This window comes from Candidatus Nitrosopumilus salarius BD31 (assembly GCF_000242875.2).
GTDB classification, from domain to species: Archaea; Thermoproteota; Nitrososphaeria; order Nitrososphaerales; family Nitrosopumilaceae; genus Nitrosopumilus; species Nitrosopumilus salarius.
The window spans coordinates 1-25,311 of sequence record NZ_AEXL02000108.1 but is presented as its reverse complement, the minus strand read 5'-3'; the positions used below and the strand labels follow the sequence as shown (position 1 = coordinate 25,311).

Genomic DNA, 25,311 nt, shown 5'->3' with positions numbered 1-25,311 from the left:
AAAATATAGAATATAGATAATTTATTAAAAAATAATGAAATAATCACAAAAAATGTCATAATTGTGGACAAATTGTCCATTAGCCTTAAATACAAATTTTAGTGAAAAAAACCAATAACATGAATAACGAAATAGGACGTAAAATAACTAGTCTTACATTAATGACAATTATGTTAGCCGGTGGTATGACAATTGTTGCTCCATCTATGATGCCAGCAGCATTTGCAGCCAACGCTAACCTATTTGTTTCCGCAGAAAACTCACAGTTTGATAACTACATGTCAGGACCTCAAGTAATTGAGGTCGTCGTGATTGATTCTGATATTAATGATACTGATCAAGCAAAAGGTGAACCAGACGTTACAGTAAACGGCAAGACCCTGAGAATGGTTCAAGCCGTTGATGGTAACTGGTATGGTTACTTTGCTGATAGAGACCAAGCCCAAATCGCAGACTCTACCGCTACAACAAGTGGTGCAGGTCTCGACTTTGGTACATTCTGTGACAATACTACAGATCTAGCTCCACCAGGTGCATCAGCAGCAGTTACTGTTACCGACTCCGTTGGTATCGCAGTAGGCGCAGGTGTTACAGGTGGTACAGCTACAGGTTCAGCAACAGGTGGTGCACTTACAGCAGCATGTACTGCTGACTTTACAGCAGGTGACAATCAAAATGTCATCCGTGAACAGAAAGACGTAGTGTCTTTCCCTAACGCAACTTATGTTGGACAAATTGGTATTGACAAAGAAGTATGGCCTTTCATTCAACTCTATTCTCTAAGTGCAGGTGGTAACGTTGTCGTACAGTATGCAAAAGGTGGTGGTGTTCAATCAACAACACTTACTTTTGACACTGTTGATCAATTTGCCAGCGTATCTTTAGATAGAGCCAAGTATCCTCAGAATGCACAAATTCACGCAACTATTACTGATCTATGGCTAAACATTGACCCAACTGATGAAGACTCTTGGACATTTGGTACTAGAGCAGCTAACACTACAAGTGTTGGTCCTCACTACCAAGTGTTCAATGAAAATGGTGGCAGCGGCGGTGCAGCAATTAACATTAACTCTAAATTATCATCACTTATGTGTGAAGATAATTGTAGATTATTGGTTAATCCAAATGTACAAAACGCAGCTAACCCAGTTCTTACAATCCAGGACAACGATGATTCAATCCTAACACAACTGAACACAACTGCTTCTGTCAACAATGCAACCGCATTTGGCGTAACAGCTGCAACAGCACAATTAGGTACTGGCTCAGTTCCTGTAACAATCACAGAACAAGGTCCAAACAGTGGTGTATTTGGTACATATGATGAATCAGATACATCAGTGCTTAAAATCACTAGCAATGCAGCAAGGGGAACCTCTGCATCTATTGATTACAATGAAAGCCCAGTAACAGTACTTGTAGGATTTAGCTTTGCAACAGTCGATATACAACCAACAGATGATGAATGGAACTCTGGTGAAGAGATTCCAGTAATCATTGTAGATGGTGATGCAAACAAAAACAGTCGCGCTGATGAAGACTTAGACTTGTTTGATACCAATGTACAATTAATCCCAGCCTTAACAACTGGAGATCCATTTACTATTGGTGAAGCAGGTACAGGCTCTTCAACTGCAGCACAAGTTGCTTATACCAACTTTACTGCAACAGGTGTATCCGCTGGCCAAGTATGGACACAAGGATCAACCTCAGCAAGATTTGATAACGTAACATCAACAGTTAGTGTAGAAAAATTCAGTGAACGAGCAATCATCACTGCAACTACATCATCTAATGTTAACGCTACAGTCATCGACTTTGAAACAACAATTGGAGAACTAAGAAAATCAATTAATAATGCCAATTCCACAGGCGACTTCCATGGATTTAACTTCCTTAACTTAGATGTTAGAGGTTTGTCATCCACTGGAACCGTTGATGTATGGTTACTAAACAGCACTTCTGAAATCATTATTGATACAGGAGCTTCTGGCGCAGGTAACGTTACAAAGACTGGACTTGGTGCTATATTGATTGCTGATGATGTAGATGTTCAAAGCCTAAGTTCCTTAGGTGGAGACCTTACAGTCAGATCTTCAATTAACAATCAATTGTTTGTACAGGGCTCTGCTATTGAGAATAACAATGTCGGTTTATTGATTGCCCAATCATCTGGATTCACTCCAGATGCTAAAGAAGCAATCGTTGCTGACTTTTTCTCATTTGGTTTCACAAATGATGGCTTGGAAGCAAGCGAAAGAATTGCTAACCAATTAATCAGAATTGAAGCTGAAGAAACAGGTGATAATACAAGTACCTTTGAAGGTAGCTTGGAATACATCATGATCAACCAACTAAACATCCTCGACGAAGATACTTATCTAGGCCTCTCTCCAATTGCCAATGACCCAAGTTTCATTGTAATTGAAGATTTGACAGATGAGGATTCACCAAGAGTCAACTATAACGACTTAGGTGCCGATGGTGTTGTTACACAAGTTGCTGATCAAGCAGAAGCTCCATCACATTCAGGTGTTGTTTCATTTGACCAAAGCTCTTACAAGAATGCTGACACAGTTACAATCACACTAGAAGACTTAGATCTTAACGTAGACTCTGATCTTATTGATATCTATACCGTAGTTACAACCGCAAACGATGAAAATAGAGATGCTGTAGGAAGTGGAAACTCCACATCTGGCGGTACCTCTATTGCATTATCTAACGGTGAACAACTTGGTAGATTACTAGATGTCACCTTTGATGACGAACGTTGGACAGCAGCCAACTCTTGTGGCTTAGCCTCAGGAATTGACGCCGGTTTAGGTGCAACTGGTTTCACATTAATTGAAACCGGAACCGAAACTGGTATCTTTGTTGGCGACTTCCAAATCCCAACTGCATGGTGTAGATCTGGAGCAACAAGCTCTGAATCTGTCACCGGTCTCGACATTGAAGTCAACTATGTTGACTTTAGAGATGCATCTGGTGAAGTCATCGAAGTCGGTGATAGCGCAGGAGTTCGTGCTAACACTGGTTCAGTCAGTCTAGACAGAACAGTCTATCCAGTACCATTTGGTACTCCGGCTAGATTTGACTCCAATACAGCAACCACTCCATCTGGAAGATCTCTCTTCCCAATCCACCAGACCGGTATGGATACCGCAGGTACCAGCCGTTCTACTGCTGGATTGCAATCAGGTGAGTTCTTGGCAAAAGGAGGCTTAACTGTCCACGTTAGAGTTAATGATCCAGACTTTGATACATCCGCAAGTGGTGAAGATCTCATTGCACAAAACACTACAGGTACAACTCCAGTAGGACCAGTGAAACTCTCTGTTATCAGAGGTGCTAACTCAGTCGTACTAGGCTATGCAGGTGGTGATGCCGCTTTGAATGGTAGAATTGATGCTGGTACAAAGTACCCACAAGGAGCCAGACAATTTGGTCCAATGAACGAAATCGCACCAGATGCAGGAATATTTGAATCTGACATCTTAATTAGATATACCGACGGTCCAGAAAGTACCACATGTCCTGTTACTGATAACTTTATTCCACTTAACGGCGTTGCCGATAATGGTAATAACCCAGTAACAGACAGATTTGACGTAGCCGCATCATCTGGCAATTATTGTATCTTACAAGGAGATATTCTCCAAGTAGAATACACTGACCCAGCTGATGCATCAGGTGATGTCAATACTGTAACAGACTCTGCTACTTTTGACCTAAGAAACGGTGTATTACAATCTGACAAATCTGTGTATATTATTGGATCCGACATGATCTTGACCCTCATTGAACCAGACTTAGATTTGGACAATGATCAGGCTGAGACATATGACTTGGACTTGATTGAATGGGACTCTGATGCCGCAACCGTCACCATGGGTGACGCAGACGGACAAGGAGCAGCATTCGACCCAGAACCACTTAACTTTAGAGAAACAGGTGACTCTACTGGTATCTTCCAGATAGTCGTCGAGATTCCTTCTGTATTAGATGGTGATAACCTAGAAAGAGGAGAAGAAATTGTCCTCGAGTATACGGACTGGGGTCCATCCGGATCTGACTATGTAGGAGATGAAGATGAAGATGTCAACTTGACAATATTCACTTCAAACTTCGGAGCAACTGTAGAGCTTGACCAAAAAGTTTACACATGGACTGATAAAGTATACATTACCATTGTCGCACCAGATCACAACTTTGACAGTAACTTAGTTGATGAGATTGGAGATACTGATAAAGACCCAATAAAGGTCTCAACCAGAGGACACAATCTTAAGAACTACAAACTCGTCGAAACTGGTACTGACACCGGCATCTTCACTGGTGAAGTAATCCTAACAGGATTTGCTCACGATGCAGATGGCGTAACAGGTGATGATACTAATCCAAGAACCACACCAGCAACTGGTGGTGGTCCAACCGATGGATACCTAGAAACTGATGATGATGACGGACTTACTGTCTCCTTTGAATTCTCAGAGGATGAAACTGTAGTCGGTTCAGCACTTATCAGATGGAACATTGGTGAAGTTCAGTGGCTTGAAGCAAGCTATCCAGCAAGCGGAACAGGTGTTGTAAGAGTTATTGACCCAGACATGAACTTAGATCCAGAATCAGTTGACAACTTCGATGTTGACACCTGGTCTGACTCCGACGCCGGAGGTATTGATCTTACTGTGACTGAAACTAATGAGGCAACTGGAATATTCGAAGGTACTGTGTTCTTCACAACTACCGATGAATCTTCTGGTCACAGACTCAGAGTTTCAGAAGGTGACACTGTCACTGCATCATATGAAGACAATACACTACCTAATCCATACACAACTGCAGATGAACTTGATATCACTGCCACTTCCCTAATCGGTACTGTTGTACCACCACTCGAGAGAGCACCAGCTGCTAACTTGAGAACAGTTGATGCATTCGGTAACAGTTTAGATACTGTTTCCGTTGACCAACAGGTGCAAATCAGTGCTGACTTAGCAAATGGTCAGGATAGAGAGCAACAATTTGCATACTTGGTACAGATTCAGGATGGTAACGGTGTTACAGTCTCACTAGCATGGATTACAGGTTCACTATCTGCTGGTCAATCATTCAGCCCAGCATTATCATGGATTCCAACTGAAGCAGGCACTTATAGTGCAACTGCATTTGTTTGGGAGTCTGTTGATAATCCTACGGCATTATCACCACCAGTATCCACAACGATAACTGTAAGATAAAACTAGTTCACATTACCCTTTTTTTCTTTTTTTTGAATCACACTTAACGTAAGTTATAGATAAATTTCCAGAAGCAATATCTAGGAGAACATTAACAATAAGTTAAAATGAAATTTCAAATACTATTTTCTTTTTTGATTGTTTTTTTAATTGTAAATGTCTCTGATTCATTTTCAGAATTAGATTTGTTTACAAACAGCAAAGTGTATTCTCCTGAACATAACTTGCAAGTTTATGGCAAAGGATTACCAAATGAAAATTTGATCATCCGACTTTTTGCTCCAGATGAAACAATTTCAAAATTTGATCAGATAACTACTGATTCTGATGGTTCGTTTGATTATGATTTATTAAAATGGCCAAACCCCTCAACAAATTTCCCATATGGAACATATACTGTTGAAGTAATTAGCACTGAGCAAAATGGCATATCTAAAAAAATTGATGTAAAGTTCTCTGCTACAACTGATCTAGTAGACGTACCCATAGAAAGAACTGTAAATACATTGGTGTTTGCACCTGAAACTGCAGCAATTAATCAGCCAATTAGAGTATTTGTACAAATAACTAGTGATGGATTATTGGTTGGAGACGATCCTTCTAAATTATTAGGTACAACACATGTTCATTTACCATCCGGTATTTCTGTTCCATTATCTAGTTCTTTTAAGACTCTTCATCAAGGACTGTATTATGTTGATTATACTCCGCGAGAAGAAGGGACTCATGTATTTCATGTAGTTGCATTTAGTCAAGGAACTACATCTCACGGTTCAGCTGCAACTAACGTTCTAAGTCAAGATCTTGGTGGAATCTCTCAGCAAATAATTAAATTAAATTCTATCTTAGATGAAACATCAAGTGAGCTTGATACTCTGAAATTAGAAATTGAAGGATTTGGAACTACTTTGGAACAGGCAAGTTCTAATATTGATCAAAGCACTGACACAATTTCAACATCTGTAGAATTTATCAGTGAAGCTTCGAATCAACTCAATTCTTTATTATTTCCAATTATAGCTTCAATAGGAATTATTGTTGCACTCCAGATTGCAATTCTTGCACGAAGAAGATAGTTATAATAACACTAGAAAAGAAAACTAACTAATGCCCAAAGCGGCTATCTTCTTTTTTGTAATTCTTCTTTCATCAACCGTTACTAATTCATATGGATTTATTTCTGGTGATTTGACTACAAATGAAGTTCAAAATCCATTAATTTTTGATTCTGGTATTGTAGAAATTGATTCAAACTTTTTTACTGAAAATGATTTTAAAAGATATCTAATTTTTGGAAATGATTTACAGAATAATGATTTTTTAAAAACTAGTTCAATATATGGGATTAAATCTGATAATGGATTTTTTTATGTATCTGTTCTTTCTGAAAACTCTGCATCAAATTTGGCTTCACAGGGTTATTACATCATTGAAGATTCTAAATTAGATTTTCATTTATCCGATAATGAGATTTCAGATGTTTCGCGAATTGGTGATATTACTGGATCAAATATGGCTAAGAAAAAATTTAACGCAACAGGAAATGGCACCGTAATTGCAATCGTCGATACTGGTGTTGATTTCTCAAATCCAGATATTCAGCATTCAGTTGCAAGAGATAAAGCCAATCATCCTATCATGCTTGACCCTGATGGGCAAGGAATTGTTCTAACTAATGCAACCTTCTTTGCATATATTGATGATAACGAAATTATTAGAAATTATAGCAAACCAATACCCTCTCACATGACATCATCTGCATATGTTACAAGAGATGGCGTATTCCTAGATGTATCTCAAGGTGGTAAAGGCAGTAAAATTCCCATCTATAATTCATTTTTCCCTCAACTTGGAAACTCTGTAATTTTTAATGGTACACTAGATCATGATATGAAAATTGGAAATAGCAATAAAGATTACATAAAATCAAAAAGTGGAATATACCATCTTGGGGTAATCTATCAAGGAGGATTAGAAGGACCAATGGCTAGAATACAAGTAGTTCCTGTTTTAGTTGTTGATTCATTTACACCTGGAGTATATGATACTATGATTCCTGATATGAGTACATCTTGGGAAGATTATACAAGATTTGATTTAAAGTCAGGGCAAAAACCAAACTATGATTTTGATTTTACTGATGAAAAACCAATTGTGTTAGGCAGCGGAAAAGAATTTCTTGTTTATGATTCCAATAATGATGGAAAAAATGATTACAGTGCAGGAACATTTGGAGCACAAGTTCTTGATGTATATGGAGTAATTAGAAATAATTCTACTGACATCGATGATACATTAAATGCAATAAATGGAACACTATTGCCAGCATTTGATTCAGATGGTGAATTCTTTGGGTTGATGACTGATTTTATGGGACATGGCACGTCAAGTACTGCATCAATTACTTCACGTGGTCAAGAGACATATGACATTTACAATAATTCAAAAAGATATACAATTACTGGTGTAGCTCCTGATGCAAAAATTGTACCTGTAAAAGCATTATGGTTAGGTGATACTGTATATGGATGGTTATGGTCTGCAGGATTTGAAAACAAAGATCATACTTGGAAGTTTTCTGGCAAACCGCGTGTTGATATCATTTCTAATAGCTGGGGCGTATCAAATTTTCCTTCTTTTAAGACATCTCCTGGAATGGATATACTGTCTATGGTTCTTAGTGTACTGACAACTCCAAATTCTTTGGATGATGCTTATCCTGGCGTGACAATTGTTTCAAGTGCTGGAAATTCTGGACATGGATATGGAACAATTGGATTGCCAAATGCATCACCATTTGGAATTTCTGTTGGGGCTACTACTAACAATGTATTTGTTGGATATGGTCCATTCAAAGACCAGCCAAGATTTGGAAATACAACCAATCACTCAAATGATGTAGTTGATTTTTCCAGTAGGGGTCCAAGTTCAATTGGAGATCCAAAACCTGATGTAATGAGTATTGGTGCTCACGGTTTTACGCCTTCAAGTGTATTGAAAACTAAAAAGGATTCCAAAGACGAATCGTTTTCATTATTTGGTGGAACTAGTATGGCAGCACCACTAGTTTCTGGAAGTGCTGCAATATTGATTGAAGAAATGAAAAAACAATCACAAGACTATGATCCTTTTTTGATCAAAAATATTCTAATGTCTACTGCCACAGATCTAAACAGTGATCCATTTACTCAAGGCTCTGGTTTGACAAATATTGAATCTGCATTAAATTTCGTTCATGGTGAAGATGGTGTTTTCATTGTGTATAATGACGATTCCTATAATAATATCAAAAAAATTCTCAACCCGTCTATTGAACAGATAAATTCAACGGCAATAGGATTTGAAAAATTTCAACTACCAACACATTCATTTCCTATGACTAGTTGGTTTGCTGGACAATTACTACCCGGTGAAAGAACTACTACCGTATTTACAATTAAAAATCCTACTAATGATACTTTATCAATTAGTGTGATGCCTCAAACTTTGTCTCTGATATCTAATACACAATTCAATGGAACGACGATTCTACGCCAACATGATTCTATATTGAATGAAACTGATAAATTCATTCCAAATTATGTAAACTTATCTGACGTTAATTCAAGTTCCAAACTTGGTGATTTTTTTAATAAAGACAAACCAATACCTGATGAATCTTCATTAATGATTCTAAATCTAAATTTTCAATTTAGTGATTTTATGAATAATACATCTGATGTATATGCAGATGACATCAAAATTGCTTCATTGTATCTGTATGATTGGATTGACAACAACAACGATACAAAAATTACCAGTGATGAATTATCTCTGGTAAATAGAGCTGGTTCATGGGGAACTGTTCAAGAATTAAGAGTTTCAGAACCTGCTGAACAATTTAAAGGCATTCCACTTGTAGGAGTTTATCCAGTTCCAACTAGATATTCTTACTGGTTAGGTGACACAAAACAAAATTCAACTTCGATGGATTATACAATCTCTTCAAGCTATTATGAAAAAGAAAAATGGCCTATAGTATGGTCAGAATCAGAAATTATTTCTGTTCCTCCAAAAGAAATTGCTACAGTTGATGTAACATTAATTGTACCTGATGATTATCAAACTGGAGTTTATCAAGGATTCTTGAATTTTAAAAGTGATAGGCACACTGTTAATGCTCCGATATCTTTTGCAGTCAAACAACCAGTAATTGAAAACGATTCTACAATTTTAATTAAAGGTGTACAAGGTAGTGATGTTATTTATGGAAATGGATACACTAAAGGTGCCTTTGACATGGCTAATAGATACATGGCAGGAGACTGGAGACAATATTATTTTGATATTCAAAATGAATCTATTAACTCTGCTGCAATTGAAATTTCATGGACTAGTGATGACACAAACTTATCTGTCTTTGTAATGGATCCTACAGGAAAAATAATACAAACTAATGTTCCATCTGGAGTGTTTGGTCATTTTCTTGATTGGGCTTCACTTGATTGGTTAGGCAATTCAATTTTTAGTCAGGGTGGAGGATTCTATCCAGTTAAAAATAAAGATGACACATCAACAGTACTTTACATTCCAATTAATCAAACAGGGACATACACACTATTAACACATTCAACTTTGTTTGGAGGTGATTCAATAACTGAACCAATTACACTAGCTGCTAAATTCACAAACATCTCACCAGAAATGATTTCAGATATTCATATAGATGAGGAGACTAAAATCACTCCATCTAATACTGTCACAAATACTGAAGAAGATATCACAATTATCAATGAAACAAAAACCCCGCCCAAAGTTGATGAAGTCATTACATATCCTGATTCATCATTTGGTAACGGTATTGCAATTGGTGTGGTCATAGGAATTGCGATCGGAATTGCTTTCATTTTTATCATTAGACAAAAACCACCTAAATAACTAAACAAGGTTTATAAGCAATTTGGCGAGTACGACAGCTTGAATGTCAGAACTAGGGACAAAAAAGTCTAGTGGATTATCCCGAAGAGACTTTCTGAAATTGATGGGTGCTGCTGGTACTGGACTGGCTTTTGCACCATTTGTCCCATTTGGAAATTATATGCCAAACCCAAACTCTGCATCTCTTGAAAAAGTTCCAGTAATTTTACCTGATGGCACTCAGGCCAATATCAATACTTTTCCAGCTAATCATGCTGAAGTTATCACATATCCTTCAACTGGTGATGCGGCACTTGATGCAGAAGCATTTCGTAAATGGCAGTTCATCAGACTTCCTGAAGAGTTAGGAGGTGGAAAAAATGATGCATCTGCTATTCGAGCATATAGTATGGTGTGTCTTCATCTTTGGTGTCTGTGGAAGTATTGGCCAGATGAAGGAAGAAAAAGAGGTGAATGTCCTTGTCATGGTAGTATGTATGATCCAGTTACTGGAACAGCTTTTGTAGGCCCTGCATCAGTGCAAGCTGCACCTTCAAACACTTTAGCACAATTAACTTTTGAAATTGATTCTGATGGATTTGTATTTATTTTACCACCAAAGTTTACCGCAAATGAAAATGGAGTAATTGGATATGGCCGTTTCGCTTAAAAGAAGAACTGGCGCAGTTGCGTTTCTTTACTGGCTTTGGGATGGCATAGACAGAACAATCTTTACTGCAATCAAGTTTTCATTTCCTGCAAGATTTGTAAGTCCATTTGGATTCTTAGGAATGCTTACCTTCATTGTCTTTATCATTCTTGGAGTTTCAGGGGCATTACTCATGTTTTACTATCAACCGATTTTGGATAGAGCCTGGGATAGTGTTCAATTCATTAACGATGAAGTACCATTTGGTTTCCACATTAGAAATATTCACTATCATGGATCAAATGCAATGGTGCTATTAGCAGTTCTTCACATGTATTATCAATACTTTAGTGGAAGATACAAAATTAGAAATGAAGTTTTGTGGATGACTGGTGTCATTCTTGGTGTAGTTACTATTCTTGAAGCGTTTACTGGATACGATGTGATTTTTAGTGAAAGAGCAGAACTTGCAATTAGTATTGCGGCATCATTAACTACGTCCATCCCGGTAGCTGGGCCAACAATTCGTGATGCTGCATTAGGTAGTGGATTTTCGGACTTTGTATTAAGATTCTACGCACAACATGTATTCCTCTTGCCAATTGTAATGCTTGGGTTGATGGCAGTGCACTTCCCAAGATTTTTAGTATTTGATGTACCAATGGTAATGGCAATTGGTGGTGCAATTCTGATTACCGGTGGTGTGTTTCCAATTGATCTGGGATTCAAGTTTGAACCCACGGTTCCGCCTGGTGTGACTGTTCCTGAATGGTATCTTACAGGAATCTACGCATTCATGAGGACACAGTATGACAAATTTGTTACAGGATTACTGTGGCCGTTGATTTTCCTCATATCGTTTGTACTGGTTCCGTTTATTGACAGATACAAGAAATTCTCATGGAGAGACAGACCATTTATGACTGCATTTGGAATTACTAGTCTTGCTCAAATTATGGTTACAACTTACTGGGGATTCTATATTTCACCTGACATTGCAAAGCCATTAGTAGAACGTTTGGTAATTGATCCAATATTCTTCTACTCTACAATGATCTTAATGGTACCATTAGGATTTGGATTTAGTTACATGATGATCAAACTTGCAAATGAGGCAGAAAGAAAAGCCAAGCTTGCCAAAAGCACTGGTCCAAAGAAGGTAGCTAGTATCAATCTTACTGAAAAATGGATTAATTGGTTACTTGTTGCATTACTTGCATTCCAAGTATTCCTAAATATTGCAGCATATAACGCAGCTCTTACTGGAATGAAGAACGTGTCATTATTCTTTGTTGGAATAATTCTACTTGTATTTGCAGCATTCTTCCATGTGTACAGATATGCCATGAGTCAGCAAAAGAATGCCCCTCCACCCGTACCAGTTCCTGTTTCGGATGAAAAGCCAAAACTAATGGAACCTGAAGTTTCTACTCAACAAGGCAAAACCCCCGAAGGAGATGCAACTTCAGAAGAAAAATCAACACCAAAAGAATTAGCTCCAGAAGTTTCTGTCCCAAAAACTCAAGCTGATTTGGGAGTTGATGCAAATGTTAATCCAAATATTGGTTCTGGAGATCTTAACAAACCATGATCTCACAATTCCTTAACAAACTTTATAATAACTTGAGCGAGGCAAAAAAATTATGAGTGCCCCTACATCAAGCCACGCGTATGGAATTGGAATGATTGCACTAATAATTGGCATGTCTGCATCTGTAGTTTTTTACACTTCATTTTATCTTCCAGAATCTCTGGCAAAACCATCTGTATCTGAGCACATCTTACATCCTGAAAAAGACTTTGTTATTGAAATTGCTCCCGGTGCAGTTATTGAAGGAAATCAAAACTATGTTCCAAATAAGGCATCTGTACAATTAGAGATTGATAACAAAGTAATTTGGCAAAATAACGATGATACTGCACATACAGTAACTCCCGATGTGCCATATTCTGATGCATATAGTGGAGAGTTTGGTTCTCCAGGCGTTATAAAGCCTGGTGAGACATATGAATTCCTATTTACTCAGACTCAAGAGATTCCATATCATTGTCAACCACATCCATGGATGACAGGAAAAATCACTATTGAGCTAAACAAGTTCTAGACTGAATACTTTGCAAAAATTATCTGACTTTCAATTTCTTTATGCTGTTCGATAATTGATGCTCTGAATTTAATTTCGTGTTCTTGCTTTGGTTCAAATTTTATTAATGCAGTAAACTCTGCTTTATTTTCAGGCATTGCATCTTTATTGATAAATAGTCTTGAAACATTCTGTGATATTTTCTTTCCATTATATCCTTTGTAGACTATATGCTCATTTGAATCTAAAATTTGAGTGTTAATTACTACTCCGTCATATCTTCCTGGATATGATACAGAAATTAATCCCTTGATTTCGGAATTTGGATGAATGTCAGTTGAATTTAGTTTGAATTCTATGTCTTTCACAAAAAATCACATGTAACTTGAAATAAATAATTTTGTTAAATGGGCCCAAAGGGCTTCGATCCCTTGGCCATTGGATTAGAAGTCCAACACTCTATCCATGCTGAGCTATAGGCCCAAAAACCTAGCAATTAATTACCATTTTAAGGGTTTACAGCCACTTCTTTTTGTAATTCTCTCTTTCCATTTTGAAGAGAAATTGTTGTGCATACCCGGCATACTGTCCATAGTGTTTTACAATTTTTTCATGAAGAAGATCATATTGCTTATCTGTAATTGTTTTAGTTGTAATTTGAAATTGAACTGAATAATATTTTTCTAAAATTCTTATCATCCATCTATCTAATGGGAATGCCTCTAACTTGTTCAAAGAAAACAACAATATGCAATCAGCTACCTTGTTTCCCACTCCTGGTACTAGACAAATATTTTCTTTAGCGTCATGATAATTAGATTTTTTTAGGTATTCAAAATCAATTTCTTTCAAAAAACTCATGTTTGCTGCTTCTTTGATAAATTTTGCACGATACCCAACACCACAATCTGTAATTTCATTTATTGATGCTTTGGCTAACTTTTCTGGTTTTGGAAACAAAAAGAATTCTTGATTTTCAAACTGCACTTTAGTTCCAAATTTTTTTGATATTTTTTCTAAACTTGTTTTTATTTTTTGAATGTTAGAGTTTGATGATACAATAAATGAAATCAAGCATTGAAAAGGATCTTGATCAAGTAATCGAAGTCCTATATACTTTTTTACTGCTTCTTTAGTTGTGCTGTCTCTTGAAATTGAACTTATTATTTTCTCCATGTTATCTTTTTTTCTAAAAAAATCTGTTTTGGAATTTTGATAGGATTTGATTTTTCCTAATTTATCCACTCTAAGAATATCTTGACCGTTTACACCATACCAATACTGATCATTTTCTTTCCAAAGAAACACTTGGCCACTATTTATTGAATTTTCAACATTTATTGTAAAACTTTTTTGCATCTTAGATGGTTATTTCATCATTAACTTTAGGTGCATATGTTTCTAAACCAAATTTCTCGTGAATTTCTTGTGCAAACATCTCACATGATTCAGTGTCTCCATGTACCGCCCAAACTTTTGGATTTCCCTTGATATTTTTAATCATATCAAATAATTCCTTCCTATCTGCATGCCCTGAGAATTCAAATTGCTTTACCTCTGCAGTAACGTTGAGATCTTTACCTCTAGTTGAAACTGTGCCTGTATCAAGCAATTTTCTGCCTGGTGTACCTTCTCCTTGATATGAAACTAGCGCTATTCCATTTTTACTGTCAAATGATAATTGTTGTAAATAATAAACTGCGTTCCCCCCAACCAACATTCCAGCTGGTGAAATTACAACACAAGGCTCTTCCATTGCGCGTTTTCTTTCTGAATGTTCTCTAATTGAGGTTGCATGCTTTATGGCATCTGAAAACACTTCCGGATCTCTTAGGTAATCCGGATGTCTAAACATAATCTCATTTACTTTTAATGCCATTCCATCCATGATGATCTTATGTTTGAAATTTGAACTTCTTAAAATACATGCAATCTCTTGAGAGCGTTCAACTGAAAATGATGGGATAAATAATATCCCTTTTCTATCCATTACTTCATTTGCAAATTCTATTAATTCAGCTTCAGATTCCTTTCTTGGCTTTTGTTCAGTTTTGGCATATGTACTCTCAGTGATTAGTAAATCAATTTCTCCCACGTCCAAATCCATCTCTCGTAGCATTCTGGAGCCGTGTGTTTTAATATCGCCAGTATAGAAAAGTCGTTTTTTCTCTGATTCTACCAAGACTGTACTTCCTCCTATCACATGTCCTGACTCTCTTAATTCAAAAGTTGCATTACCTTTGGTGACTTTTTGTTTATATCCTATCTCCTTTGCATTTTTCATCATATTGTTTACCTCAGGCAGATCAAATGGATGGGAATTTTTTTCAATTTTTAACATATCTTCAATCAATAATTTTGATAAATCAAATGTTGGGGGTGTAGCATAAACATCTGTATTGCCACTGACAAAAAGCGATGGGACATTTCCTGAATGATCTAAATGAGCATGAGTAATGATGATTGCATCCAAATCTTTTGGTTTTACATGAAGGGGGTATTGAGGTGGTGAGCCCCTTCTTCCAAATAAAACTCCATAATCAAGTAGTAGTTTTGTCCCATTACAATTAACTAAAAAACCAGATCTGCCAACTTCATTTGCAGCTCCTAAAACTTTAACATCCAAGAATTAAAATAAATTTTCAACTCCCTTAATACCTTCTTAGAGTTTACCCGATCATTATGCCTATTATGGAATCTACAAAAGCTTTAATTAGTGTAAGCTAAGATTCGATCCTCATGGGAAGAAGCTTCCAAGAATGGTTAGGACAACAAGATCAAGCCGTCGTCGCTAAAACACGTGCTGGTGACGAAGCAAACAAACCACTCCTAAACCAATTAAACTGGATCTGGGTTAACAATCTGATGAAACAGAGAGCAGACCTAAATCCATCATCTGCAGAACTACTTGACTGGGTAACCTCTGGTCAAATCGACGCAATGAGAAAATAAACGTGTTAATCACGTTATCTTTTTGTTTTTTAAATTTCTAATATGGATTCTGCGCATGAATTTTTCAAAGATCAGTTTCATAACAGAGTTATGAATTTCAATCATGGTTTAAATAGTCACCAAGCAAAGTTATCATTGTAATGCCAATAGCAATACTTCCAGACATTGATGAACAAAGATGTATCGGATGTGCACTATGTGTAGAAATCTGTACAACTCTTGGTCCTGATGTCCTTAGAGTAAAACCAGTTGAAGGCTGGAAGAGAGGTAAAGCATTTGTTTTCTACCCAGAAAGATGTATTTCTGATGGTGCATGCATCGGTGTATGCCCAACAAAATCAATCTTTTGGATGAGACCAATGAATTACACAGCTGGACAACCAGTACCTCTTCACAAAAACGGTATCTTCATCAAAGGTTGGGCAGAAGACGCAGCACTATAAGCTGAATCTTTTAGCACATTCTTTTTTCTTATTTTTAATTAAACCAATGATTTTTTCTTGATTTCTTTTGGCAATGTTTTTACAAAGTGTTTTAGGAATTCATCATTTTTGTCATAATGTATTTCTGAAAATGTATTATTGCTAAAGAAAACATTCCATGTCTTTTCAAAAGTTGGAAATTCTTTTGGATCAAAATTAACTCTAGACGTTTCATGATGTGCGGCTGGAAATATGTCTGAAATTTCAATCGGCATTAATCCTAACTGTGGATTGTATTGGCATACTTGAATGGTGTCAAAATCTTTGAACTTCTTTTTTAATCCGACATATTGATGAGATAAATACCCTGGTTTTGTATTGGATTCTTTTGTGATTACAAGTTTCTTCTTCTTTGTTTTGAATTTTCTAACCATGTTATGGTATGATTGAACTTCTGGTCTAAATTGATCTTCTTTACTAAATAAGAAGATGGCCTTTTCCTTGAATTTTGGTGTACTCAAACCTAGAAATTCCGAATTTTCAGTCATAACTTCAATCATTTCAAATAATTTTGGATGGGCTCTGGCCTTTTTAATTACATATTCCCATAATCTCCCTTCATGGATTGCTTGTTTTACCTTATCTACCTCAAGTTTTATTGAATACAAATTATGAATTGCTAGCTCATTGATCTTTTCAGTTTCCTCTAATTGTCTAAATTCATCAGGGGTGTATTTTGTACATATTTCACAATTGCATGGAAATACCGAAATATCTTTCAAATAACGTGTTCCGTCATCTGTGATGTATCTTAATTGCTTAGCATAAAGCATGTATGATGCTGAATCAAATGTATCGCATCCCAAAGCTATTGCAAATGGTATTGTTAGTGGGTGACCTGCTCCAAAAAGATGTAAAGGAATTGAATGTGGCATTTGTTTTTTTGCTGCAACTATCATCTGTGCCAATAGTCTATACTCATATGATTCCATAAATTCAACTGGGCTTCCCAATGCCAGCATTTGAAAACCCATTTCGACTAAACCTTTCGTAGATTTTGCAACTAGATCAAAATGCTCTCCTCCCTGAATTGGACCAATCCAAATTTGACCATTATCTTCACTTTCTTCAAGAGTTTGTTTAGAAACTTTGAGAGTATGCTTGACATACTCTTCTGCTTTTTTAATGGGCATTCCAAATCCTGTTGGCTTGTCAAGTGGAATTGCAAAATCTGTCATAATTCCTTTTTCAAAATTTGCCATTTCTGGTGGCAGTACTTTGACATCTCCATATTCTAGTACTTGATATCCTCCAGAATCTGTCATGATTCCACGATCAAAATCTATGATCTGATGAATTCCTTTTTTTATTGCTTCATCACCATAGTTGTTTTTTGTAATGTATGCATTTGTAATAACTAAATCAAATCCTATCTCTTGAATTTTTTTGGATGGGATTGTTTGTTTAACAGGATGAATAACAGGAACATATGCAGGCGTCTCAATTTTTCCATGATTTGTGTATAATGTGCCGATTCTTCCAGCAAGATCCGTTTTAGAAATTTCAAACAAGTAACTAGACAAACTAAAAGGCGTTATTTAATCAATCACCAAAAAATTTTTCCAAATCATTATTTTTTGTTACCAAATCAAGCCAATCTACTTCTTCACTTGCTTTATCACCTGAAATTAAACTCATAACTTTCTCAACTTCATCTTCAATGCTTTTCCCGCTGTTGTTAATTTGAAACATTTTCTCATGGAATTTACTTCTCGCATCATGTGCAATTATGCCTAATACTTCACTTCCGACATTCTCCTTGATCTTCTTATCCGTGTACTTTCTTTTCTTGTAGACTGAGACCAATTCATAGGGATCTCTTCTTAAAATAATCATTATTTTCACTTGACTTTTATCTAAAACATATGGTGCCAAATGACCAACAATCAGATTTTTTTCAGAAATTTTATTCTGAAGAATTTTTTTCAGTTTTTCAGGATCCACATCATTAGTATCATCATTTTTTTCAAATAACTCCCCACTCTTTGCAACTTGATTAATATCGATAATTGATAAATTCAACTTTTGAGCAATTTGTTGTGCAATGGTATGTTTGCCCGTACCTGGATTTCCAGAAATCACTATTGACATCATATCAAATCATTATCAATTGAATTAAATGATTTCTCAATACTAATAAGTAGAATTAGATTTTTTACAATATTGCAAATTGGTTTACTAGGTAAAGCAAATGTTGGAAAATCGACATTTTTCTCTGCAGCCACTGAAACACAAGTGGCATCTGGTAACTTTCCTTTTACAACAATTGAACCAAATGTGGGTGTTGCATTTGTTAAAGCTGACTGTGCCTGTAAGCATTTTAAGATTAAACATGAAAATGAATTATGTGTTAACGGTACACGTTTGATTCCTGTAAAACTCATTGATGTTGCAGGATTAGTTCCAGGTGCTCATGAAGGAAAAGGATTAGGTAATCAATTCCTTGATGATGCAAGACAAGCTGAAGTTTTGATTCATGTAGTTGACATTGCAGGAGCTACTGATATTCAAGGACAACCAATTCCAGTTGGAACTCATGATCCTTTAGAAGATATTATATTTGTTCAAGATGAATTTGATCAATGGTTTGCAGATATTCTAAAAAGAGAATGGGATAAGATAACCCGTGAGATAGATCAAAAAAGAGCAAAACTAACTGATGGTATAGCAAAACGATTTACTGGATTGGGAATTAAGGATTACCAAGTACATGAAATATTGCAAAAATTAGGACTAGTTGCTAAAAATCCTAAAGACTGGCAAGAATCTGATATTCAAACTTTTGTTAAAGAATTAAGAAAAGATACAAAACCTATGATCATCGCAGCAAATAAAGCAGATCTCTGCAAAGATCTTGAAATTCTAAAAAAAATCCCAGAAACTGTTGTTCCTTGTAGTGCTGAAACTGAATTATTATTACGTAAAGCAACAAAAGCTGGAATCATTAACTATTCTCCTGGTGATGAAAACTTTACAATTGTTGAAGGCAAAGAAATTGCACCAGCACAACAAAAAGCACTTGATTTAGTAAAGTCAGTGTTATCTAAAATTCAATCAACTGGAATTCAAAAAATCCTCAACACTGCTGTATTTGATTCTCTAAAGTTTATTGTAGTTTATCCTGTAGAGGATGAAACAAAACTAACCAACAAAGATGGCATTGTTTTACCTGATACAAAATTACTACCTCAAGATTCTACTGCAAAAGATTTGGCAGGCTTAATTCATGCAGATATTGCAAAGGGATTTTTACATGCAATTGATTGTAAAACCAAACAAAGGATTAGTGGAGATCAAAAACTAAAGAACGGGGATGTGATTAAAATAATCTCTACGCTAAGTAGGGGATAACATGTTAGGATTGGGTATTGAAAGTACAGCTCATACATTTTCATGTGCCATAATTGAAAAAAAGGGAAAAAAAGGAAAAATTCTCTCAGATATTAGAAAAATTTATCGTCCCGCAGATGGGGAAGGAATTCATCCACGAGAAGCTTCACGTCATCATATTGAAAATAGCTCTTTGGTATTATCTGAGTGTCTACAAGAGGCAAATGCAAAAATCAATGATATAGATATTGTTTCATATGCAGCTGGTCCTGGATTAGGTCCATGTTTACGTGTTGGTGCAGTTGTTGCACGATCTCTGTCATCATTTTATAAAATTCCTATATATCCTGTAAATCACGCAATTGGTCACATTGAATTAGGAAAATTACTGACTGGTGCAACTAATCCTTTGGTACTTTTAGTATCTGGAGGACATACTATGCTCTTAGCATTTCTTAACAAGCAATGGAGAGTTTTTGGTGAAACCCTAGACATCACATTGGGTCAGCTTCTTGATCAGTTTGGCAGATCAATTGGATTTGCTTCTCCATGTGGAAAAAATATCGAGGAACTGGCCTCTACTTCTCCAAATTATGTTGAATTACCATATTCTGTAAAGGGAAATGATGTTTCTTTTTCAGGTTTATTGTCCGCAACAAAGACTGTAGCAAAAAAAAGTAAAGTTGATGCATGCTACTCACTTCAAGAAACTGCTTTTGCAATGATCAGTGAAACAGTAGAGCGAGCATTATCTTTTACACGTAAAAAAGAATTGATGATAGTTGGAGGTGTTGCAGCTAACAAAAGGTTATCTGAAATGCTTAAAGATGTATGCAAAAGACATGGGTGTAAGTTTTTTGTGGTTCCATTACGTTATGCTGGTGATTGCGGCAGCCAAATATGTTGGACTGGACTTTTGGAATCTCAGGTTAAAGAAGGCACTTTACTAAAAGATACTTTTGTTACACAATCATGGAGATTAGATTCAGTTAAAATTGATTATTGAATTCAGAAATTGCCTTATCTATATTTTTTAGCCAATCTTTTGTATTAAAGACTCCAAACTTGAAAGTTTTTTCACCTTCATCTGTTTTTACAGTAAAACAAACTTTTTTTATGAATAATCCTTCTTTCCATGTTTTTATCACTTTATCTAGTGAAAACTCTATTATCGTCTCTCCAAAATTTTTTGAAAAATCCATGATTCTTGCACTAGTTTTGTCAAATGCTAATCTCTTATTTGTCAATGTGAGAATTCCAGCGCCCAAATTGTCTTCACTGCAATCTTCTTGTTTTATTCTTTTTTCCCCTTCATCCATGATTAATTTTTATTGAATTCTTTCGGATATAATGTTAATGAAATTATTGAAGAAAGGTGCAGAGGCTGACATTTATGAAACCAAATGGCAAAATTCTAAAGCAATTCTTAAAATTAGAAAAATGAAAAATTATCGTAATCCTATACTTGATTCAAAAATACGTAAACAAAGAACCATAAAGGAATCCCAAATGTTATCTTTTGTAAAATCGTTTGGAATTCCAACACCTCTGGTGTATTTTGTAAACTTGGACAACTCCTCTATCATGATGCAGGAAATTCCTGGTAAGCCTGTTCATGATTTGGCTGATTCCAAAATCATTGAATCATCAAAAACTATTGGAAAATTAGTTGGTACAATGCATAAACATGGTGTCATGCATGGTGACTTGACTACTTCAAATTTCATTTTATTTAAAAACACTGTTTTTGTCATTGATTTTGGTTTATCTCAAAACACAATAAAATCAGAAGATCATGCAGTTGATTTGAGATTAATTAAAGAAATTCTAAACAGCGCACATGCTCAAATTATGAAGCAATCTTGGAAAAATTTCTTACTTGGATACAAATCTGTAGTTGGCAATGAATATTTTACAAAAATTACTAAACTAGTTTCAGATATAGAAAGTCGTGGTAGGTATGCAGAAGTCGTTTGATCTATTTTTTGTATCATCAAATAATCATAAATATTTAGAAGCGAAAAATATTCTAGATACTTTTGAGATAAAACTTGGTTTTTTCCAATTGAATTTGGAAGAAATACAATCTAATTCCCTTCATGAAATTGCATTAAAAAAAGCAAGAGATGCTTACTCTAAATTTAGAAAACCTGTGATTATTGAAGATGATGGTTTATTCATTGATTCACTTAGAGGTTTTCCTGGTCCATATTCATCATATGTTTTCAAAACTGTTGGAAACAAAGGAATTCTTAATCTTTTAAAAAATAATAGAAAAGCAAAATTTGTTTCAATCATTACTTATTGCGATAAAACAATATCAAAATCTTTTGATGCAAAACTTGATGGTACAATATCAAAATCTCAAAAAGGAAAAGGTTGGGGATATGATCCGATCTTTATCCCACATAATTCAAAAAAAACTTTTGCTGAAATAAATAACAAAAATGAATTATCTCACAGATTCAAGGCACTGAAAAAATTTTCTAATTGGTATTTGTATAAGTTGAAATCCAACGATCAATAAATCGTTCATTATTTTGTAAAATTGAAATTCTTGAAACAATACTTTCATCCATTATTGAAAATATTTTACTTTGTTTTGCAACTTGCTCACTAAATTTTTTTACTTCTTCCATTTCTAACATATTTGAATGCTCTAACCTATTAGTTGAACGTCCAATATGCATATATGATTTTATTTCAATAAAGTGAGGACTTGCTTTTCTAAACATTTCCGCAAACGCTGGAATTACTTCTTTTTGATCATTGTAATTCCTAATCAAAGTAATTCTTAAAACTGTCCTTGTATTCAAATTCTTTAACATATCAAGTGTTCTATTCCATCTTTCCCATGAATCATCATATTTTGGCTTGTTTATTCTAATAAACGAATCATAATCTGCAGCATTTGTTGACAAGTACAATTGTGTTGGTAATGCATCCTCATCTTGTAATCTTTGAATCATGTCTGGCTCTTGTCCATTAGTTACAAGAAAAATTGATTTTGTTGACTCTAAAGAATTTAGATATTTGATAAGTTCTGGTAGTTTAGGGTACATTGTAGGTTCACCAGAAAGCGAAATTGCATAGTGACTTGGCAATAATGATTCATCTAATCTCTGTTTATCGTTTCTTGAATCTCCATAGTATCCATTAATCAGTTTTTTTCTTTCAGCCATCAGCTTTGTTAGAATTTCTTTAGGTTCTGCAACATGTTCTGTTTCCATTTTCAGTGAATCGTAAAATTCCATTGGTCTCCAACAATACACGCATCGATTTTCACAATGCATTCCAGCTGGAGAAAACTCCATACATCGATGAGTTGAAATTCCATAAAATTTGTGTTTGTAGCAACTTCCCTCATGCTTGAAAGATTTTTTTGTCCAATGACAAAGTTCTACGGTTGAATGATCCGCAACACCATATTTTGCTTTTTTTAACTGCTCAGATATAGCCGGCCTGATCTGAATTAAACGATCGTCATCTTCAATTGTTTCTCCAGAACAACTCATGAATTCAAATCTTGATTTGTTTTACTTAAATTGATCGAGATTTTTGTCTGACATGGAAACTTTTCTTAAAACTCGTGAAATTCTTAGTCTATTTCAGAGTGAGGTTTAATAACTGGATCCTCGGGGTATTTTTAGGCATTGAAAAAAATACACTCGTTATCATTCCTATTATTGCTTGTAGCTACCTTAACCAGTATGCCCATCAGTTCAGTTTTTGCTGCTGATGACTTAGATAAAGACGGTGTTGATGATTCAGTTGATCAATGTCCAAATTTACAAGAAGATTATGAAAGTACTATAGATGGTTGTCCTTCAAATTTTGTTCCATGGTATGATGAAGATTATGATGGAATAGAAGATCATATTGATCAATGTCCAAATCTTAAAGAGCGTTACAACAGATTCCAAGATGAAGATGGATGTCCTGATACACTTCCAGGAACCGGTTCTGGAGGAGCATCAGATTCAGATGGTGATGGAATTATTGATAGATTTGATAACTGTCCAAACCAACCAGAAACATTCAACGGCATTGATGATATAGACGGTTGCCCTGATACATATGGTTCTGGTGATAGAGATAGAGATGGTGTACCAGATTATTTAGATAAATGTCCATTAAGTGCTGAAACTTACAATAAATTCCAAGACGATGACGGTTGTCCAGATTCTGTTAAGGATTCATCTTTTATTGATACTGATAATGATGGAATACAAGATAAAATTGACTTGTGTCCAAAAGAACCAGAAGTTTTTAATGGTTATAGGGATACAGACGGTTGTCCTGATGTTGCTTTAGATACTACATTTAGTGATAAAGATGGCGATGGTATTGCAGATCCATTTGATATATGTCCAAACCAACCAGAAACATTCAATAGATTTGCTGATTATGACGGTTGTCCTGATTCAATACCTGCATTTGATGGTACATTAAATGATGCTGATGGTGATAGAATAATGGATGTTGATGATGCATGTCCGTTAGATCCAGAAAGATACAATGGCTTCCAAGACGATGACGGTTGTCCTGACATTCCTCCTTATTCTAGTGATGTTGATTCAGACCTTGATGGAATTCCTAATAGCATTGATCAATGCCCTCAAGTAAAAGAAACTTACAATAGATTCCAAGATTTAGATGGTTGTCCTGATTTTGTTACATCCGATAAAGGAATTCCAGATACTGATGGTGATGGAATTAATGATTATTACGATTTATGTCCAAACCAACCAGAAACATTCAATGGTGTTTTTGATAGAGACGGTTGTCCTGATACTACTTCTACCACTGACAGAGATAGAGATGGTATTCCAGATAACTTAGACCAATGTCCAACTGCTAAAGAAACTTACAATGGTTTCCAAGATACAGACGGTTGTCCTGATAGTGTACCTGGATTAGGAACACCAGACTATGACGGTGACGGTATTCCTGATTTAAATGATAAATGTCCTCTTGAATCAGAAACTGTGAATGGATATCTAGATCAAGATGGATGTCCTGATGTAGCTGTAATGGATACAGACGGTGATGGAATTAGAGATTCATTAGATCAATGTCCTGATACTGCAGAAACTTGGAATCGTTATCTAGATCAAGACGGTTGTCCAGATAACCCATCAGAACTTGATTCAGACTTTGATGGTATTTTAAATTCTGTAGATCAATGCCCTCTTACAAGAGAACGATACAACGGCTTCCAAGATGATGACGGTTGTCCTGATTACCCTGATTTCATTAATGGTGGAGATTCAGACTTTGATGGAATTCCTGATAATTCTGACAAATGTCCTTTGATTCCTGAAACTTATAACAAATTCCAAGATGAAGATGGATGTCCTGATTATGTAGCAGATAACAAAGGATCTCCAGATTCAGACGGTGATGGAATTAATGATTATAAAGATCATTGTCCAAACCAACCAGAAACCTATAATGGAATTCTTGATTTAGACGGTTGCCCAGATGATTATATTTCAAATAGTGATAGGGATCACGATGGAATTCCCGACGCAATAGATGCATGTCCAACTAGCCCAGAAACCTGGAACAAATTCCAAGACGATGACGGTTGTCCTGATTCTGTTTCAAAATCATTTGTAGTTGATTCCGACAATGATGGAATCAATGACGTCTATGATGATTGTCCTCTA

The 25,311-nt window shown here is 35.6% G+C and carries 20 protein-coding genes and 1 tRNA gene; 13 read left to right on the top strand and 8 right to left on the bottom strand.

The annotated features are described in order from the left end of the window. The first annotated feature begins 119 nt into the window (after positions 1-119). The 6 genes from BD31_RS06160 to BD31_RS06135 all read left to right on the top strand — a co-directional run bounded on the left by BD31_RS06160 (position 120) and on the right by BD31_RS06135 (position 12,896). Positions 120-5,246, top strand: a complete 5,127-nt coding sequence (locus BD31_RS06160) for a hypothetical protein (protein ID WP_048097520.1) — start codon at positions 120-122, stop codon at positions 5,244-5,246. A gap of 107 nt (positions 5,247-5,353) precedes the next feature. Beyond that, a complete protein-coding gene (locus BD31_RS06155; RefSeq protein ID WP_008300022.1) occupies positions 5,354-6,322 on the top strand; it encodes a methyl-accepting chemotaxis protein in 969 nt (322 codons plus the stop codon). A gap of 31 nt (positions 6,323-6,353) precedes the next feature. Next, a complete protein-coding gene (locus BD31_RS06150) occupies positions 6,354-10,163 on the top strand; it encodes a S8 family serine peptidase (protein ID WP_008300011.1) in 3,810 nt (1,269 codons plus the stop codon). Between the two features lie 43 nt (positions 10,164-10,206). Further along, positions 10,207-10,812, top strand: a complete 606-nt coding sequence (locus BD31_RS06145; protein ID WP_048097519.1) for a Rieske (2Fe-2S) protein — start codon at positions 10,207-10,209, stop codon at positions 10,810-10,812. Then, the gene (locus BD31_RS06140; protein WP_048097518.1) at positions 10,796-12,382 is read left to right on the top strand and encodes a cytochrome b; all 1,587 of its coding nucleotides are present in this window, start codon (positions 10,796-10,798) and stop codon (positions 12,380-12,382) included. Before BD31_RS06145 ends, BD31_RS06140 begins: the two co-directional genes overlap by 17 nt. 52 nt (positions 12,383-12,434) lie before the next feature. Beyond that, positions 12,435-12,896, top strand: a complete 462-nt coding sequence (locus BD31_RS06135) for a cupredoxin domain-containing protein (protein ID WP_048097517.1) — start codon at positions 12,435-12,437, stop codon at positions 12,894-12,896. Here the strand turns inward: BD31_RS06135 and BD31_RS06130 are convergent. The 4 genes from BD31_RS06130 to BD31_RS06115 all read right to left on the bottom strand — a co-directional run bounded on the left by BD31_RS06130 (position 12,893) and on the right by BD31_RS06115 (position 15,501). Then, positions 12,893-13,243, bottom strand: coding sequence for a hypothetical protein (locus BD31_RS06130; RefSeq protein ID WP_008300055.1), 351 nt, complete (start codon positions 13,241-13,243; stop codon positions 12,893-12,895). The genes BD31_RS06135 and BD31_RS06130 overlap by 4 nt on opposite strands. 40 nt (positions 13,244-13,283) lie before the next feature. Then, positions 13,284-13,358: transfer RNA gene (locus BD31_RS06125), tRNA-Arg, on the bottom strand. A 33-nt stretch (positions 13,359-13,391) separates the two neighbouring features. Continuing rightward, positions 13,392-14,234, bottom strand: a complete 843-nt coding sequence (locus BD31_RS06120) for a DNA glycosylase (protein WP_008300049.1) — start codon at positions 14,232-14,234, stop codon at positions 13,392-13,394. A 1-nt stretch (position 14,235) separates the two neighbouring features. Next, complete coding sequence (locus BD31_RS06115; protein WP_008300030.1) at positions 14,236-15,501, bottom strand: MBL fold metallo-hydrolase; 1,266 nt, start codon at positions 15,499-15,501, stop codon at positions 14,236-14,238. Between the two features lie 113 nt (positions 15,502-15,614). Between BD31_RS06115 and BD31_RS06110 the strand changes: the two genes are divergently transcribed. Further along, positions 15,615-15,827 carry a hypothetical protein gene (locus BD31_RS06110; protein WP_008300067.1) on the top strand — a complete coding sequence of 71 codons (213 nt, stop codon included), beginning with the start codon at positions 15,615-15,617 and terminating at the stop codon, positions 15,825-15,827. Between the two features lie 140 nt (positions 15,828-15,967). Then, positions 15,968-16,270, top strand: coding sequence for an ATP-binding protein (locus BD31_RS06105; protein ID WP_007403030.1), 303 nt, complete (start codon positions 15,968-15,970; stop codon positions 16,268-16,270). Between the two features lie 38 nt (positions 16,271-16,308). Here BD31_RS06105 and tgtA read toward each other — a convergent pair whose 3' ends face one another. Both tgtA and BD31_RS06095 read right to left on the bottom strand, forming a co-directional pair. Further along, positions 16,309-17,820, bottom strand: coding sequence for a tRNA guanosine(15) transglycosylase TgtA (tgtA, locus tag BD31_RS06100; protein ID WP_008300045.1), 1,512 nt, complete (start codon positions 17,818-17,820; stop codon positions 16,309-16,311). 31 nt (positions 17,821-17,851) lie between these two features. Beyond that, complete coding sequence (locus BD31_RS06095; protein ID WP_048097516.1) at positions 17,852-18,400, bottom strand: adenylate kinase family protein; 549 nt, start codon at positions 18,398-18,400, stop codon at positions 17,852-17,854. A gap of 72 nt (positions 18,401-18,472) precedes the next feature. On the opposite strand from BD31_RS06095, the gene BD31_RS06090 reads away from it, so the two are divergent. Both BD31_RS06090 and kae1 read left to right on the top strand, forming a co-directional pair. Beyond that, a complete protein-coding gene (locus BD31_RS06090) occupies positions 18,473-19,660 on the top strand; it encodes a redox-regulated ATPase YchF (protein WP_008300091.1) in 1,188 nt (395 codons plus the stop codon). A 1-nt stretch (position 19,661) separates the two neighbouring features. Next, positions 19,662-20,645, top strand: coding sequence for a KEOPS complex N(6)-L-threonylcarbamoyladenine synthase Kae1 (gene kae1 / locus BD31_RS06085; protein WP_008300013.1), 984 nt, complete (start codon positions 19,662-19,664; stop codon positions 20,643-20,645). On the opposite strand, the gene BD31_RS06080 is transcribed toward kae1, so the two are convergent. Then, a complete protein-coding gene (locus BD31_RS06080; protein WP_008300028.1) occupies positions 20,629-20,958 on the bottom strand; it encodes a hypothetical protein in 330 nt (109 codons plus the stop codon). The genes kae1 and BD31_RS06080 overlap by 17 nt on opposite strands. Before the next feature lie 37 nt (positions 20,959-20,995). On the opposite strand from BD31_RS06080, the gene BD31_RS06075 reads away from it, so the two are divergent. Together BD31_RS06075 and rdgB are read left to right on the top strand one after the other, a co-directional pair. Next, complete coding sequence (locus BD31_RS06075; RefSeq protein ID WP_008300103.1) at positions 20,996-21,616, top strand: KEOPS complex kinase/ATPase Bud32; 621 nt, start codon at positions 20,996-20,998, stop codon at positions 21,614-21,616. Then, positions 21,600-22,166: an RdgB/HAM1 family non-canonical purine NTP pyrophosphatase gene (rdgB, locus tag BD31_RS06070; protein ID WP_008300100.1), complete on the top strand. Its 567-nt coding sequence runs from the start codon at positions 21,600-21,602 to the stop codon at positions 22,164-22,166. The genes BD31_RS06075 and rdgB overlap by 17 nt, the downstream gene beginning before the upstream one ends. Here the strand turns inward: rdgB and twy1 are convergent. Then, positions 22,126-23,154 (bottom strand): 4-demethylwyosine synthase TYW1, encoded by a 1,029-nt coding sequence (twy1, locus tag BD31_RS06065; protein ID WP_008300102.1) that lies wholly within the window; start codon positions 23,152-23,154, stop codon positions 22,126-22,128. The two genes, rdgB and twy1, sit on opposite strands and share 41 nt — an antisense overlap. 195 nt (positions 23,155-23,349) lie before the next feature. Between twy1 and BD31_RS06060 the strand changes: the two genes are divergently transcribed. Then, the coding region (locus tag BD31_RS06060) for a thrombospondin type 3 repeat-containing protein (RefSeq protein ID WP_008300062.1) at positions 23,350-25,311 on the top strand (1,962 nt) is incomplete at its 3' end.